This is a genomic window from Sphingobium lactosutens, from assembly GCF_013393185.1.
GTDB lineage: Bacteria > Pseudomonadota > Alphaproteobacteria > Sphingomonadales > Sphingomonadaceae > Sphingobium > Sphingobium lactosutens_A.
Map to the genome: position 1 here is coordinate 2501 of NZ_QJQX01000084.1, position 15201 is coordinate 17701.

Sequence of the window (15201 nt, forward strand, 5' to 3'; positions counted from 1 at the left end):
GTGGCTGAGCGACAAGCTGGTCGAGAGTTTTCAACGCAACCAGCGTATGAGTGAAGAGATTTTGGCCAAGAATGTGGCGCTGGAAGCGCGCACGCGGGAGGCCGAGGATGCGAGCAAGGCCAAGAGCCTGTTCCTGGCCAATATGAGCCACGAAATCCGCACGCCGATGAATGCGATCCTGGGATTTTGCCATCTGGTTCTGCGCACGGACCTTGATCCCAAGCAGCTGGATTATGTCGGCAAGATCAACCATGCCGGCCAATCGCTGCTTCGCCTGATCAACGACATACTCGATTTTTCGAAAAATGAGGCCGGCAAGCTTTCGCTCGAAGCTCATCCTTTCAGCCTGCGGGGCGCCATCGAGAATCAGTTGCATCTGGTTGCCGATGCCGCCGAAGCGAAACGCGTGAAGCTGATCTCGCGGATCGCGGCGGATGTGCCCGAGCGTGTGGTGGGCGACGAGATGCGCTTCGGACAGGTCGCGCTTAATCTGCTCAGCAATGCGGTCAAATTTTCCGAGGATGGCGCGGTCACGATCAGCGTCGCACTGCAGGAGGATCGCGATGGCCAGCTGATGCTGGAACTGGCTGTGCGCGACACGGGGATCGGCATGACGCCCGATCAGCAGCAATCCCTGTTCCATTCCTTCACACAGGCCGACAGTTCGACCACACGGCGTTTCGGGGGCACCGGACTGGGCCTGGCCATCTGCCGCCAGATCGTCGAGCAGATGGGGGGAACGATCCGCGTCGACAGCGCACCGGGCGAGGGCAGCACCTTCACTTGCCAGATCGGTATGAAGCGGGAGGACGATGCGATCGCGCTTGAAGCCGCCCTGCCGGATCATATCGGGCGGCTGCATGTGCTGGCGGCCGATGACAATCCCGCCTCGCGCCAGATCATGCATGATGTATTTGCCGGTTGGGGTATGACGGTCGATCTGGTCGCGTCGGGCGATGAGGCGCTGGCGGCGATCAAGGCGGCCGATGAAGGCGACAGGCCCTATGATCTGGTCCTGCTCGACTGGAAGATGCCGGGCATGGACGGGATGCAGACGGTCGAAGCGATGCGGCAGGTCGCCTATAAAGGGACGCGGCCCAAAACGTTGATCGTGACCGCCTATGGCGCAAATGATTTCGTGAAGACCGTTCAACAGGACGATATTGCCGCCTTCCTGACCAAGCCGGTCGTGCCCAGGGCATTGCTCGATACCATCGTGGACCTGTTCGCACAGGAAGATGGGACAGCCGCAGCCAGCACCCCGGAGCCGGTCGCGCTCCCCGTCGTGGCTCCGCAGCTTCGCGGGCTCAAGGTCCTGTTGGCCGAGGATAATGAGATCAATCGCGAAATCGCCTTGGAATTGCTCGGCGATGCGGGACTGGTCGTGGACTGCGCGGAAAACGGGAAGGTCGCCTGCGACATGGTGCGCGACAAGGGCGACGGCTATGCTGCGGTGCTGATGGACGTGCAGATGCCGGAAATGGATGGCGTCACGGCCACCCGGATCATTCGGGAAAGCTGGCCTGCCGACCGCCTGCCTATCATCGCCATGACCGCCCATGCCTATGAGGAGGAAAAGCAGCGCTGTCTGGACGCCGGAATGAACGACCATGTTTCCAAGCCGGTCGATCCCGACATGCTGATGCGCACGCTGAACCGCTGGCTCAAGGCGTCCGCGGCGCCGCCCGTGCCGCAGCCGGTCGTCGTCCCGGCCAGGGCGCCGGCCTCTGTCCTGCCGGACAGCCTGCCGCCCTTCGATCTCCGTGCGGCGCTGGTGCGCGTGAATGGCAAGGCGCCGTTGTTGCGCAAGCTGATCGTCACTTTCGGCGAGACCTATGCCGAGGTCGCGCATGACTTGCGCCTGCATATGTCGACCGGCCTGCTGCCCGACGCGCGGCGGCTGGCGCATAGCCTGAAGGGGGTGGCAGGATCGCTGGAACTGCCGGAGGTGCAGAGGATCGCGGCCGATATCGAACGGATGCTGGCGGCAAATCAGACGGAATCAGCACGCGCGGCCGTCGATGCACTGGAGCGAAGCATCGCGCCCGCCGTCGCGGCAGCGCGCAGCCTGAGCGCCGACCGGGCGGAAGCGGCCCCGGTGCAGAGCCTGCCTGCGGACAGTGAAGCGACGGTCGCCGCACGCGATGAACTGCGCGAGTTGCTACGTCGCCGCAGTCTTGGCGCGCGCGCCAGCTTCAACCGCTTCGCCGAGGCGCTGGGCCTGTCCGATGACATGCGCGCGCGCCATCCCATATATCAGGCGCTGGAAAAGCTGGACTATGAAACCGCGCTCGCGTTGATCGACGCGGATGGAGCCGAACCAGTCGAACAGGCAGGGGTGATGCCATGACCAAAGCCACGATCCTGATCGTCGATGACGAAGTTTCGAATATCGAGATCATGAATGCCGTGCTTGAGGATGATTATGACGTGTGCTTCGCCACGTCCGGACAGCAGGCGTTGGACGTGGCGCGCGCTGCCCAGCCCGACCTTGTCCTGCTGGACGTGCTGATGCCCGGGATCGACGGGTTCGAGGTTTGTCGCCAGCTCAAGTCCGATCCGTTGCTGGCCGATATTCCGGTCATCTTCACGACCGGCCTGGGCGATACGGAGGACGAGATGCGGGGTCTGTCGCTCGGCGCGATCGATTATGTGACCAAGCCGATCCAGCCGGCTATCCTGCGGGCGCGGGTCGGCAACCATGTCGAACTCAAGCGCCTGCGCGACCAGCTGGCGTCGATGGCCGTTACGGACGCCCTGACCGGACTGAACAACCGGCGCTATCTCGAAAGATCGTTGCAGACTGAAGTCGGTCGCCTCGCCCGGACGGGCGAGTGGCTGTCGGTCATCATGCTGGACATCGATTTCTTCAAGCAGTTCAACGACACCTATGGCCATCCCGCTGGCGATCGCTGCATCACGATGGTCGCCGCGGCGCTGACGCGGGCGGTGAAGCGCGCGAGTGATCTGTCGGCGCGCTATGGCGGGGAAGAATTCGCATGCGTTCTTCCCGACACCGATCCGAAGGGCGCGGAAATGGTGGCGCAGGAAATCCTGCTTCAGGTCCAGTCGCTGAATATCCCCCATGAACGGTCGCAGGTCAGCCCCTTCATCACTGTCAGCATCGGCGTCGCCAGCGCGCGTTGCTCGCCCGGCATGTCGGCGGAGCGCTGGATGTCCGAAGCCGACCAGCAGCTCTATGCGAGCAAAAGGCAGGGGCGGAATCGGATATCCATGGCGGAGTTCGATTGCGGGGAGGAGCAGATTTCTGCGGTGAACTGAAAATCCGGCGGTGACTGTCCGGGCAGGATGTTCCTGAAGGACGGCATGGGGGCCTTGGCCTGCCGCCCATCAGGCTTGCCGTCCCGGTGCCGGCGGAGGATAAAGGGCGGCATGATCGAGCCGGAGCTGCCCTCGACCGCGGCGGGCGTCGCGACCCATTATGACGAGCTTGATCTCGCCTATCGGCGGATCTGGGGCGAGCATGTGCATCATGGCTATTGGCGCACCGGCCGCGAGAGCGCGGCGCAAGCGGCCGACGCGCTGACGGAGGTCGTCGAGGCGCGGCTGGCGCTGGAGCCGGGGCAACGCCTGTGCGACATAGGCTGCGGCTATGGTGCGACCGCGGCCTGGATCGCGGCGCGGCACGATGTGTGCATTACCGGTTTCACTCTGTCCGCCGCACAGGAGCGGATCGCGAGCGCCCGCCCGTCGCCCCGCTTTACCTGCGTGCGGCGGGACTGGCTGCACAATGATCTCGCCGACGCTTGCTTCGATCGCGCTTATGCGATCGAGAGTTCCGAGCATATGGTCGACAAGGCACGCTTCTTCACCGAAGTGGCGCGCATATTGCGTCCCGGTGGACGGCTGGTGGTCTGCGCCTGGCTGGAAGGGGAGGGCGTTCGTCCCTGGGAAATCGCCCATCTGCTCGAACCCATCTGTCGCGAAGGGAGGCTGCCCAGCATGGGCAGCCGCGCCGATTATGAAGGGCTGGCCGCCAGCGCGGGCTTCGTCCTGACCGATTATGAGGATGCCAGCGCACGGGTCCGCCGCACCTGGACCATCTGCCTGCGCCGGCTTGCCAGGGGGTTGCTGACCGACCCTGCGCTGCGAAGGCTCGCGTTCAGCCGCGCAACGACGAACCGCAGCTTCATGCTCAGCCTGCCGCGCCTGATCGTCGCGCTGCGTACCGGCGCGATGCGCTATGGCATTTTTGTCTGGGACAAGGTCAGCGATAGCGCGTCCAGCGACGCGACCGGCAGAGGAACATGACGCAGCCCGTCACCTTGAGCGACCCGTCGGGATCGAGTTGCAACGTCGCCCGATAGCTTCGTCCCGATTTTGGATCATAGGCCCGCCCGTTCTTCCACACCGCGCCGTCGCGGGTGAAGCCCCAGAGTGTCCGCAGGCCGACAATGGGCTGTTGCCGCAAGCCGGGATCGGGATTGTTGATGTCGGTCGCGGGCACGCCGGGGCCTTTATCGAGCACCCGGACGATCCGGCCACATATCTGGTCGCCGCACGGCGCGATCTGGACCACGCCCTTGCGGTCGTCCGTCAGCCAGACCCCCTCGACACCGGGCATTTGCCCGGTCCCGACCAGCAGCAGAAGGAACGACGAAAATCCCATGGCCTCACCTCTTTACCCAGGAAAATGAAGGGCGGAATATGGTAGGATGACGGGGAAGGGAGCGCAAAACATGGCCAACCTCTCGATCCGTTCGCGTCAGGAAGAGCAGATGGACGCGCCGGATCTCGACCCGGCCATCTATGAGCGCGTGCTGCATGATCTGGCGCGGGTCAATCGCTGGACCTTCACAGCCTGGCCGACCATCGCCTTCCTCAATCGCGCCGTTGGTTCGGCCCGTCATTTCCGCCTGCTGGATGTCGGCTTCGGTGATGGGGACGTGCTGCGCGCGGTGGCGCGCTGGGCGAAGCGCCGGGGAATCGAGGCCGAACTGATTGGTGTCGACCTCAATGAAAAGAGCCTCGCCGCCGCCCGCCATGCGACCCCCACAGACCTCGCGATCGATTATCGCGCGGGGGATTATCTCGACCAGCCCGAAGCGTTCGACTTCATCATCTCCAGTCAGGTCACGCATCACATGACCGATGCCCAGCTCATGACCTTCCTGCATCATATGGAGGTCCATGCCCGCCGGGGCTGGCTGATCTGCGATCTGCATCGGCATGGCTTTGCTCATTGGGGGTTCCCCATTCTTGCCCGGCTGCTGCGTGTCCATCGCATCGTGCGGGAAGACGGGCAGCTTTCCATTGCCCGCGCCTTCCGCGCCGACGACTGGGCGGCCCTGTTGCCCCAGGCGGGCATCAGGCTCGACCAGGTGCGGATCGTGCGTCGCTTCGCCTTTCGCCTCTGCGTGGAGCGGGTGCGCGGGTAAGCAACGCAACCTGCGCCCCAAGTCCCGGAATCCATTGCAGCAGGCGCATCAGCGATTCCCGCGTCCTCGCCTTTGCCGCGCCATGACGAAATGCCTCCGCGACGCGGATCGGCAGGCGGCTGCGGCTCTGCCACCGGCTTTGCCACGCCGTCGACGCCTGCGCGCCTCCCGTCAGAAAGGCCTGGGCGGCGCTCGTCCCGCTGGCAAGCGCCATGGCGATGCCATCCCCGGCCAGAGAGGCGATCACGGCGCCCTGATCGCCGATCCGGAAAAGGCCGGCCGGGCCTGCCGCCGCCCGCCAGCCATAGGGCACGCCGGCGATCGCCTCGAAATGGCGTGGCTGTTCGCCCTCCATACGGTCGGCAAGGCACGGCGCTTCGGTCATGATCCGCGCCATCAGCGCCGGCACCCCACCGGCGGCGCTCAGCCTGTCCCGCGCAACGGACAGGCAGAGATTGACTGTCCCATCCTCCTGCAGAAGCAGGCCGGCATAGCCCTGATCGAACAAGTGCAACTCGATCACCCCGGCCAGATCGCGCGTCCGGGCGGGACTGGCGGCCAATAGGGTCCGCAGCCCGACGGAGGGTGGCTCCCGACGCCCCGCCAGGTCGCGCGTCAGGCCGCGCAATTCATGCTTGCCCGTCGCCAGAAACAGCGACTCGCCCGTCCATTCCTCGCCATCGTCGAGGCGGACGGAGCGTCGCGATGGATCGGCTGTGCGCACGGCGCGGCCGCGCATCAGGACCGTGCCCGCATCGCGTGCGCGGTCGATCAATAGCTCATCCAGCAATCGCCGCGACAGGCCCGCCGCTTGATGCGGCAGGGCCAGTTCGACGCGGTGCTTTCCGGTCAGCAATCGCAGGCGCCCGATCGGTTGCGCACCCAGCGACAGGGCATCGATCCCCAGTTCCTGCAACGCCGCCAGCGCATCCCAACCGAGGAACCCGCCGCAAACGCCGTCATGCGGCCCCGCCTGACGATCGATAAGACGGGGCGCCATGCCTGCCCGCGCCAGCATGATCGCCGCTGCCGTCCCGGCGGGACCGGCCCCGACGATCAAGGCGGGCGCGTGGGGCATTATTGCGCGCCTTCGAACCGGAAACCCTCGGCCGCCAGCCCCGGCCCGAAGGCCAGCGCCACGCCTTGCCGCACCCGCTGCCCCAGCATGTCGCGCAGGATGAACATCAGCGTGGCCGACGACATGTTGCCGAACCGGGCGAGCACGCTGCGCGATGGCGCCAGCGCGCCTTCGTCCAGTCCCAGGCCATGTTCGACCGCATCGAGGATCGACCGCCCACCGGCATGCACCGCCCAGCCATCGACCGCCGTTACATCGTCAGACCCCAATATCCGCTGCCGGATCTTCTCCGTGGCTAAGGCCGCCTGGATGCGACCCGGCACTTCCCCGGACAGGTGCATCACGAAGCCGCTGTCGCCAATGTCCCACCGAATGAGGTCGGCCGAATCTTCCAGATTGAGCGAAAAGGGCTGGTCGATGACGATGCCGCCTCCAGCCCCGTCCTCCGCCGCCGTTACCAGCGCCGCCGCCGCGCCGTCGCCAAATTGCAACATCATCAGCAGCCGCTCGATCTGCCTTTCAGGCTGGAAATGCAGCGAAGACAGTTCGACCGTCACCACCAGCACACGCGCGGCCGGTTCGGATCGCACGATATGGCGCGCAGTCCGGAGCGCCGCCACCGCTGCGTAGCAGCCCATGAAACCCACCAATGTCCGCTCGACGCCTTCCAGCCCAAGCCTGTCGGCGATGATCTGGTCGATGCCTGGGGCGACAAAGCCGGTGCAGCTCGCCACCACCAGATGGCTGATCCGGTCGATGGCGACCTGCCCGGCGAGCTGGTCGATCGCGTCCAGACAGAGTGCGGGGGCATATTGGGCATAGCGGCGCATGCGCAGCGAGGTGGGCGGCATGGCGCCGGCATAGAAGCCGCCCGGATCGACCGGCGATCCGCCTTCCGCCGTCGGCGGCAGTACGCACCAGCGATGGCCGATGCCCGACCGCTCCGCCATCCGCGCGAAGATCTGCCTTTCGCGGGGATCGTCGAGCTGGCCGCTCGCCCAATGGATGAAGGGCGCATGCATATCGTGGGTAGGCACGGCGCAGCCGATGGCGTTTATGCATGCGCGCGTATCGGTCATCGGTTCGGCTACCCTCGTCTCTCACCCCCGTCTGTCGTTCGGCGGCTATGGGTTTCTGTGCGCGGCGTGTGGGAAAAGGTTCACCGGATACTGCATCTTGTGCACTTTTCGAACTTTCTCAAAGCTTAATCGGTATCGCACGGCGGCGAGTTCGAAGCGAGCCGATATCCGCCGATCCGGTTCGGGCCGAGCCAGCGCAACCGGTCAGGCGACCGTGACGATCCGCACATTGCCGTCGCGACCGATCGGCTTGACCACGACCTGATCGCCCAGGCGGTCGAAGCCGATATCGACGCTGGCTGTCCCGATGCGGAGATCCCTTATCGTCAGATTCTGGAGGAATTGCGGGAGGGTCGGTTCGTGGAGCGAAATCTGGCCGGCGGCGATGTCGAAGCGCAGGCCAAGGCTCGATTGAATCAGGGCAAGGGGCGCTGCGGCTGACCAGGCCTGCGGCGTGCACGCCACGGGATAGAAGGTCGGCCCCTGGGATCGGCGACGCGGGAAGCCGCAGAACAGTTCGGGCAGGCGCATCATGTCGACATAGGTGGCGGCTCCGAACAGGCCCTCGAATATCTGCGCGGCCTGACGCTGATACCCATAGCGGGAAAAGCCGGCGGCGATCAGCGCATTGTCATGCGGCCAGATCGACCCGTTATGATAGCTCATGGGATTGTAGCGCTTTTCGGTCGACGCGATGGTCCGCACGCCCCATCCGGAGAAGGAGGCAGGCGCCATCAGCGTGCGCACGACGGCGTCGGCGCGTTCCTTCCTTGCAAGCCCGGTGTAGAGGACATGGCCGGCATTGGACGAGCGCACGCGACAAGGCCGCTTGTCGCCATCCAGCGCAAGGACATAGGTGCCAAGCGCCGCATCGAAGAAAGCTGCATCGAACCGGTCGCGCAACTGGTTTGCGCGCGCGTGATAATCCGTGGCGCGTTCCATGTCGCCGATGGCGGAAAACAGCGCGCTCGCTGCCTGCCATGCGCCATAGACATAGGCCTGCACCTCGGCCAGCGCGATCGGGCCGCGGGCGATGCTGCCATCGGCATGGAAGATGGAATCATGGCTGTCCTTCCAGCCCTGATTCTGGAGACCCTGGTCGGTCAGCCGCCCATATTCGACAAAGCCGTCGCCATCGCGGTCGCCATGCCTGTCGATCCAGTCGAGCGCAGCTTCGATATGGGGCAGGATGCCGGCCAGAAAGGGCGCGTCGCCCGTTCGTTCGAGATAGGCCCCTGCCAGCATGACGAAAAGCGGCGTGGAATCGATGCTTCCATAATAATGGCGGAAGGGAACTTCGCCCAGTTCGGCCATTTCGCCATGACGGACTTCGTGCAATATCTTGCCCGGCTCGGCGTCGGCAGCAGGATCGAAGGCCGTCGCCTGATGCGCCGCGAGATAACCGAGCACGCCACGGCTGATCGCCGGGTCCATCCATAGCGTTTCCAGCGCGGTTATAATCGCATCGCGGCCGAATACCGTGCTGAACCAGGGAATGCCGGCATAGGGATAGGGGCCATATTCCGTATCCGTCGACAGCATCGATATGTCCGCCACCGATCGCCGGGCGACCTCGTTGAACAGGTCGTTGGACGATCGTATCGTGGCGCCACGCCGCCGCGCCTGCCGCAACGCCTGCATCGCTTCGCGCAGCGACTTCAGGAACTGTTTTGGCAGGGCTTCGTCCGCCTGCGCCTTGCCGCAGCAGATCCGGGTGAACAGGGCGCAGCGCTTTCCGGGCGGTATGGTGACGTCGAATCGCGCGTGAGTTGCGGTCAGTTCGGTCGGCGCCGGATCGAAATGCAGATGGGTATGCCGCTCGCGATCGTCCCGTCCCAGATAGCCGAGCAGCACGTCCGCCGGGCCGACCTGCGGATCGCGCATCGTGCCCTTGCGCAATCGGGTCATGCCGCGAATCTCGAACAGATCGGCAAAGTCGGCGGCGAAACCCAGATCGACGCTGATCTTGCGGGTTTCCGTATCGAAGTTGCGGATGGTGATCCGTTCATAGACGCCGTCGCGCCACAGGAAACGGGTGCGGCGAAAGTGAATGAGATCATGCTCGACCGCGACCCTGCCATCCTCGCCGAAGAAATCGGGATTGGCGAGGTCGCAGGTCAGCATCGCATTATCGTCCCGCAGCGCCGAACTCAGCAGGATCGGCCGCATGCCGTTGACGGTCAGATACAGGTGCGAAAGATGGCGGGTGTCGCGATGATACAGCCCCTCCGGACTGCCAGGCCCCGATATCGCGTCGCCGCTATGGTCGAACACGGCAAAACTGTCGCCATATTTCAGCGTCCGCGGCCTGCGCTCGTTGAGCGATGCCGTCGCGGGTATGAAGAACTGGGTCTGCGCCTGGGACAGGGCCTGGCCTCCATCGATGCCGGGCGTGTCAGGATGCGGCTGGATCAGCGTCATGGCGTTTCCTATGCGACGATCTGCAACTCGGCTTCTTCGCCGCGCTGACGGCGCAGGCGGGCCGCGTCGGTGCGGGCGCCGGGCAAGCCGTGATAGAGCGCGACATAATCGGCCGCCATACGCCGCGCCGTGAAGCGTGCGTCGAATGCGCCGCGCACTCGTGCCCGGTCGAGATGGCGAAGCGCCGCCACCGCGGCGACGGCCTCGTCCTCGCTATCCACGATGAAGCCCGATAGGCCATGCTCGATCACTTCGGGCACGGACCCGCACCGGAATGCGATGACGGGCGTGGCGCAGGCCATCGCCTCGATCATGACCAGGCCGAAGGGTTCGGGCCAGTCGATCGGGAACAGCAGCGCGCTCGCCTGCCCCAGAAAATCGGCCTTCTGTCGTTCGTTGATCTCGCCGACATATTCGACATTGGGATATCGATCCACGAGAGGCGCAATCATGCCTTCCCAATAGCCGCGATCGACGGTGTCGATCTTTGCCGCGATTTTCAGCGCCATGCCTGAACGGGCGGCGATGCGGATTGCGCGATCCGGCCGCTTTTCAGGCGAAATGCGGCCCAGAAAGGCCAGATAGCCCTCGCCCTGCCCCAACCGCGGGGGCAGCAGGCCGGCCGGCAGTCCATGATGGACGGTCCCGGCCCAATTGACCGGGGGCATGGGCAGGCGCTGGTGATCGGAAATCGACACCAGGCTATGGTCGGCAAAGATACGATAAAATGGCGGCAGGTCGGGCAGGTCGAGCCGGCCGTGTAGGGTGGTCACGGTGCGACCGATGAAATCCTGGATCATCGGCAGGTGCAGCAGGTCGATATGGAAATGCAGCGCATCAAACTCGTCGGCACGGCGGCGGACCTGTTCGAGCATCATCATATGATAGGGAATGGGGTCGACGATGGCGGGATCGAGGCGGAGCGCCATGCCGGTTATCGGCACGAGTTCCGCGCGCGTCGTGGAATCGCCGCTTGCGAACAGGGTCACGTCATGGCCCTGGTCGACCAGTTCCTCGGTCAGATAGGAAACGATGCGTTCGGTGCCGCCATAGAATCTGGGTGGCACGCTTTCGGCCAGGGGAGCAATTTGCGCGATCTTCATACAGGCATTCCTCTCGAACGAGTGAAGCCCTCCGTCCCCGACGCGCGGCAGGCTGCCCTGCTGAAAGTCCCGAAGCGTCACCGGGGTTGCATGCCGGCATTCGGTTCACCGCGAATTGCAGAAATAGCGCAAGCGATCCCCTGCTCGTCCGGCGCACTTTACGGGAAAAACAAGGATGGAGGCTCAAGGAATCCCTGAGCCTCCATCTTCCTTCACATGGCTGCGCCGTTTAGAAATCGAGCCAGTCGTCGGCGGTGGCGCGGGCGCTCAGGGGTTTGGGCGAACTGGCGGCCGAGGGGGCGAAGCTGACCGGAGCGGTCCGGGCTGCGGGCGCCGACGTGCGACCCGGCGTGTCGCCGATGCTGAACATCGATGCGCGATCGGCGAGCGCGGTCACTTCGCTGCTCAGATTGCGCGCGGCGGCCGAAGTTTCCTCCACCATCGCGGCATTCTGCTGCGTCGCCTGGTCCATCGTGCCGATCGCCGCGCTGATCTGCGTGATGGTCGAGGACTGGGCCTGGTTGTCGGTCGCGATCTCGCTCAGCAGCGTATGGACCTGCGATACGTCTGCCGAGATATTCTGCAACGCGCCATCGACCTTCTGCACGGCCTCTACAGCGGTGCCGATGTCGGTCTGGGTCGCGGTCAGCTGTTCGCGGGCGCGCTTGGCTTCTTCTTCCGAGCGCATGGCGAGCGCGGAGACGAGGTCGGCGACGACCGCGAAGCCACGGCCTGCATCGCCCGCACGGCCCGCCTCGACGGCGGCGTTCATGGCGAGGACGCGGGTCTGGAAGGCGATCTTGTCCAGGCCCTCGATCACGCTGTCGATGCCCTTGGCGCTTTCGCTGACGCGGCCCATGGCCTGCACCGCTTCGTCGGCGACGCTGCGACCGGAATCGACCACTGCCATCGCGCCGTCGGCGCGCTGCACGGTGCGGCCGGCGGCGGCGGCAGTGGCGCGCAGGCGGTCGTCCATCTGGGTGATCGCGGCGGAGGTTTCCTCCAGGCTTGCGGCATTGCTCTCGGTGCGGCGGGCGAGGTCTTCCGATGCCTGGGCGATTTCGCCCGAACCGGTGCGGATGGCGACCGCGCTTTCGGCGACCGCGCCGATCAGTTCGCGCAGCGAACCAAGGGCGGCGTTGAAGTTGGTCTTGAGTTCGCCATAGGCCGACGGGAATTCCGTGGTGATCGAGCGGCTGAGATCGCCTTCGGTCATCGCGGACAGGCTGTCGCGCAGCGAAGTGGTGACGACACGCTGCTCGGCTGCGGCGCGGGCGTCGGCTTCAGAGCGGGCTTCGGCAGCGGCGCGGAAATGGTCGAGGGCGCCGGCGATCTCGCCGATCTCGTCCTTGCGTTCGCGATAGGGCACGTCGGCCTTGCCACCTTCGGCGAGCGTTGTCGTGACGGCGGTGATGCGGCCCAGCGGACGCGTGACCGAACGGTCGATCATCAGCCAGATGCCTATGATGACGGCAATGCCGATCGCGCCTAGCGCGATGGTGAATTTCAGGGCAAAGCCTGCCTTGGCGGCGGCATCGGCGGCAATCTTGTCCGAATTCTTGCGCATCTTCTTGATGAGCAGGTTGGTCTGCTGGATCGTCGCGTGCGAACGGACCCGGCCATCGCCCTTCAGCAGCGCCATCGTGCCGGGCAGGTCGCCGCTGGTGCGCTTGGCGTAGATTTCCTCATTGACGTCGATCAGCGCGGTGATCCGCTGTTCCAGCGTCTGGACGTCGCCATCCAGTTCCGTCAGGCCCAGCGCCTTGAAGTTGCGGAGCGCCGTGTTGAGGCCGTCGCTCGCTTTTTCCAGCCGCTGGTTCAGGCTGACTTCCTCTTTCGCGCTGGCCACATTGTAGAAGCTGTAGACCAGGATGCGCAGTTCCTTGACGTTGCTGATCATATCGGTCAGTTCCGACATGCCGGCAAAGCCCTTTTCGGACTGGTCCTTGGCAATGGCGCTCATCGTGTTGGTGGAAGAATAGTCGTCATAGGCGACGAAGCCGAGCAGAAGCCCGATGATGGTGAAGGCGGCCAGCAATTTTCTGGGCAACCGCCAGCTATCGAGAAAAGCCAACATGGTCATTCCATTTGATGGAGGCCGGCGCCTGTACGGGCCGCCGGCGGGGGGAAACAGGACGGGCTGTAGCGGGCGGATGCGGTCCGCCAGACGCGCAGGAAAAAGGCCGGGATGGCGAACCATCCCGGCCTTCCCGGACGATCGGCCCTTCTGATTGGGGGGCGGAAGGGCCGGCTGGACCTTAACGGAACAGCGACAGGATCGTCTGCGGCGCCTGGTTGGCGATCGACAGGGCCTGGACGCCCAGCTGCTGCTGGACCTGCAGGGCCTGAAGGTTCGCCGATTCCTTCGCCAGGTCGGCGTCGACGAGATTACCGATACCGGTCGTCACCACGTCGGACAGCTTGCTGGTGAAGCTCAGCTGACCCTCGATCTTGCGCGAAGCCGCGCCGAGGTCGCTGAGGCTGGTGTTGACGTCGCTGATCACGGTGTCGATCGTGGCGACCATCGCTTCGGCGGTAGCCTGCGAGTTGATGCCACCGGTGCCGATCGCGGTGTCTACCGACGTGTCGAACGCCTGGTTCGCAACGTCCAGCGTGTCGGTGCCGGTGGCGACCTTCAGCGACTGGAGGGCGGCGACCGAGGTCGTGCCGGTGAAGGTGGAATCCAGCAGGTTGGTGTTGTTGAATTCCGACGACTTGATGATCGTGGTGATCTGTTCCTTCAGAGCGGTGAAGTCCTTGTCGATCGCTGCGCGGGCGTCGGTCTCGAGACCATCGTCCGCCGCTTCATAAGCCTTCGACTTCATCTGGTTCAGAATGTCGGAAATCTGTTCAGCACCCGCGATCGCGGTGTCGGTCACGCTCTTCGCATTGTTGAGCGAGGAACTGACAGCGCTCAGGCCGCCCAGGTCGCCCCGGAGAGTCTGCGCGATCGTGTACTTGGCCGAGTCATCCTTGGTCGAGCCGACGGCCAGACCGGTGTTGATACGGCTCTGCGTGGTTTCCATCTTGCCGTTGGTTGCGTTCAGGCTCTGGAGAGCCGCCATTGCACCAGCATTGGTATTAACCGAAAACGCCATTACTTCATTCCTTCTAGAATGTTTAAGGCCGACTTCTGCGGCCTGCGGCAGGAGGACGCTGCCACCCGCATGACCCGATTTCTGCGGGCCATGCTTCATTCTAGGAAGAGATTCGGGATGACCGTTGGTGGCAGCCATTTTTATTTGAGAGTGCGCGGGCGGGACCAAGGAAAAGGCCCGCATCCGCCGCTTGGCGAATACGGGCCGATCTGCAACGTCCCGTGCGTGCAGTCACGGGGCGAGCGAGCCTGTCGGGGTCAGAAGGGAAACAGTGCGTCGTAGATCTGCTGGCCCCATCGCGCCTGCTGCGCGTCGGTCAACTGGCCGCGCCCGCCATAGCTGATGCGGGCATCTGCGATCTGGCTGTGGCGAATACTGTTGTCGCGCGCGATATCTTCCGGCCGGATGGTGCCGGTGACGACCAGTTCGCGCAGCTCGTAATTGACGCGCACCTCCTGGCGGCCGCGGATCAGAAGATTGCCGTTGGGCAGGACGCCGACGACCGATGCCGCCATCGTCATGTTGATCTGCTCATTGCGCGATGTCTTGCCCGCGCCGACCGCACTGGAGGAGGAACTGGTATCGACCAGACTGCCCGGATCGGGATTGCCGGGCAGGATTTTCCCGATCTTGCTTTCCAGCCCCAGCAGGGCGGCGATGCCGCCCGTCTCGCTGCCGGTGCGGGTGCGGGTGGTGCTGTTGTCCACCGTCGCATTGTCGGCGATGTTGATGCGGATCGTCACGATGTCGCCGACGCGCGACGCGCGCTGGTCGCGGAAGAAGGCGCCCGCGCCGGTGCGGAACAGCGATGCCCCGCGCGGTCCGCTGTCGGATGGGCTGTCGGCGCCCGCGCGACCCAATGTCGACTGGTTGCCGATCGACGGCTCGATGCGCGGCGCGACCGGGGTTTCGGCTTCGCTCATCTTCGGCGGCTTGCCGACGGTCTTGAGCCGTCCGACCGCACCGCAGCCGGACAGCAGCGACGCCGCGACGATGGCAGGCAGGATATGTTTCATCGGAAGT

12 protein-coding genes (1 of these 12 running past the window's edge) are annotated in these 15201 nt (G+C 64.7%); 4 read left to right on the top strand and 8 right to left on the bottom strand.

The window, feature by feature from the left end; translation table 11 throughout:
• The 3 genes from DM806_RS25170 to DM806_RS25180 form a co-directional block, all read left to right on the top strand.
• Nucleotides 1-2350 carry the 3' portion of a response regulator gene (locus tag DM806_RS25170; protein WP_179045897.1) on the top strand. 479 nt of this gene lie to the left of the window's left edge, so only the last 2350 of its 2829 coding nucleotides appear in the window; its start codon lies off the left edge, out of view; it ends in the stop codon at nt 2348-2350.
• Nucleotides 2347-3282 (top strand): diguanylate cyclase, encoded by a 936-nt coding sequence (locus DM806_RS25175; RefSeq protein ID WP_179045898.1) that lies wholly within the window; start codon nt 2347-2349, stop codon nt 3280-3282. The genes DM806_RS25170 and DM806_RS25175 overlap by 4 nt, the downstream gene beginning before the upstream one ends.
• Nucleotides 3283-3393: 111 nt before the next feature.
• Nucleotides 3394-4272: a class I SAM-dependent methyltransferase gene (locus DM806_RS25180; protein WP_179045899.1), complete on the top strand. Its 879-nt coding sequence runs from the start codon at nt 3394-3396 to the stop codon at nt 4270-4272.
• Here the strand turns inward: DM806_RS25180 and DM806_RS25185 are convergent.
• The gene (locus tag DM806_RS25185) at nt 4229-4630 is read right to left on the bottom strand and encodes a DUF2147 domain-containing protein (protein WP_256869490.1); all 402 of its coding nucleotides are present in this window, start codon (nt 4628-4630) and stop codon (nt 4229-4231) included. The two genes, DM806_RS25180 and DM806_RS25185, sit on opposite strands and share 44 nt — an antisense overlap.
• A gap of 70 nt (nt 4631-4700) precedes the next feature.
• On the opposite strand from DM806_RS25185, the gene DM806_RS25190 reads away from it, so the two are divergent.
• Nucleotides 4701-5399, top strand: coding sequence for a methyltransferase domain-containing protein (locus tag DM806_RS25190; RefSeq protein ID WP_179045900.1), 699 nt, complete (start codon nt 4701-4703; stop codon nt 5397-5399).
• Here DM806_RS25190 and DM806_RS25195 read toward each other — a convergent pair.
• The 7 genes from DM806_RS25195 to flgH form a co-directional block, all read right to left on the bottom strand.
• Nucleotides 5329-6477 carry an NAD(P)/FAD-dependent oxidoreductase gene (locus DM806_RS25195; RefSeq protein WP_179045901.1) on the bottom strand — a complete coding sequence of 383 codons (1149 nt, stop codon included), beginning with the start codon at nt 6475-6477 and terminating at the stop codon, nt 5329-5331. The two genes, DM806_RS25190 and DM806_RS25195, sit on opposite strands and share 71 nt — an antisense overlap.
• Nucleotides 6477-7556 carry a type III polyketide synthase gene (locus tag DM806_RS25200; RefSeq protein ID WP_179045902.1) on the bottom strand — a complete coding sequence of 360 codons (1080 nt, stop codon included), beginning with the start codon at nt 7554-7556 and terminating at the stop codon, nt 6477-6479. Before DM806_RS25200 ends, DM806_RS25195 begins: the two co-directional genes overlap by 1 nt.
• Before the next feature lie 204 nt (nt 7557-7760).
• Entirely contained in the window at nt 7761-9977 is a 2217-nt protein-coding gene (locus tag DM806_RS25205) for an amylo-alpha-1,6-glucosidase (RefSeq protein WP_179045903.1), read from the bottom strand.
• Between the two features lie 8 nt (nt 9978-9985).
• Nucleotides 9986-11080, bottom strand: coding sequence for a glycosyltransferase family 4 protein (locus DM806_RS25210; RefSeq protein WP_179045904.1), 1095 nt, complete (start codon nt 11078-11080; stop codon nt 9986-9988).
• A gap of 229 nt (nt 11081-11309) precedes the next feature.
• Nucleotides 11310-13157 (bottom strand): methyl-accepting chemotaxis protein, encoded by a 1848-nt coding sequence (locus tag DM806_RS25215; RefSeq protein WP_256869491.1) that lies wholly within the window; start codon nt 13155-13157, stop codon nt 11310-11312.
• Between the two features lie 181 nt (nt 13158-13338).
• Nucleotides 13339-14178, bottom strand: coding sequence for a flagellin (locus tag DM806_RS25220; RefSeq protein ID WP_179045905.1), 840 nt, complete (start codon nt 14176-14178; stop codon nt 13339-13341).
• Nucleotides 14179-14435: 257 nt separating this feature from the next.
• Complete coding sequence (gene flgH / locus DM806_RS25225; protein WP_179045906.1) at nt 14436-15194, bottom strand: flagellar basal body L-ring protein FlgH; 759 nt, start codon at nt 15192-15194, stop codon at nt 14436-14438.
• Between the last annotated feature and the right edge of the window lie 7 nt (nt 15195-15201).

Coding starts and splice junctions, on each gene's coding strand:
- DM806_RS25180 (WP_179045899.1), top strand. CDS start 3,394: ATGATCGAGCCGGAGCTGCCCTCGACCGCGGCGGGCGTCGCGACCCAT.
- DM806_RS25210 (WP_179045904.1), bottom strand. CDS start 11,080: ATGAAGATCGCGCAAATTGCTCCCCTGGCCGAAAGCGTGCCACCCAGA.
- DM806_RS25175 (WP_179045898.1), top strand. CDS start 2,347: ATGACCAAAGCCACGATCCTGATCGTCGATGACGAAGTTTCGAATATC.
- DM806_RS25215 (WP_256869491.1), bottom strand. CDS start 13,157: ATGTTGGCTTTTCTCGATAGCTGGCGGTTGCCCAGAAAATTGCTGGCC.
- DM806_RS25195 (WP_179045901.1), bottom strand. CDS start 6,477: ATGCCCCACGCGCCCGCCTTGATCGTCGGGGCCGGTCCCGCCGGGACG.
- DM806_RS25205 (WP_179045903.1), bottom strand. CDS start 9,977: ATGACGCTGATCCAGCCGCATCCTGACACGCCCGGCATCGATGGAGGC.
- DM806_RS25220 (WP_179045905.1), bottom strand. CDS start 14,178: ATGGCGTTTTCGGTTAATACCAATGCTGGTGCAATGGCGGCTCTCCAG.
- DM806_RS25185 (WP_256869490.1), bottom strand. CDS start 4,630: ATGGGATTTTCGTCGTTCCTTCTGCTGCTGGTCGGGACCGGGCAAATG.
- flgH (WP_179045906.1), bottom strand. CDS start 15,194: ATGAAACATATCCTGCCTGCCATCGTCGCGGCGTCGCTGCTGTCCGGC.
- DM806_RS25190 (WP_179045900.1), top strand. CDS start 4,701: ATGGCCAACCTCTCGATCCGTTCGCGTCAGGAAGAGCAGATGGACGCG.
- DM806_RS25200 (WP_179045902.1), bottom strand. CDS start 7,556: ATGACCGATACGCGCGCATGCATAAACGCCATCGGCTGCGCCGTGCCT.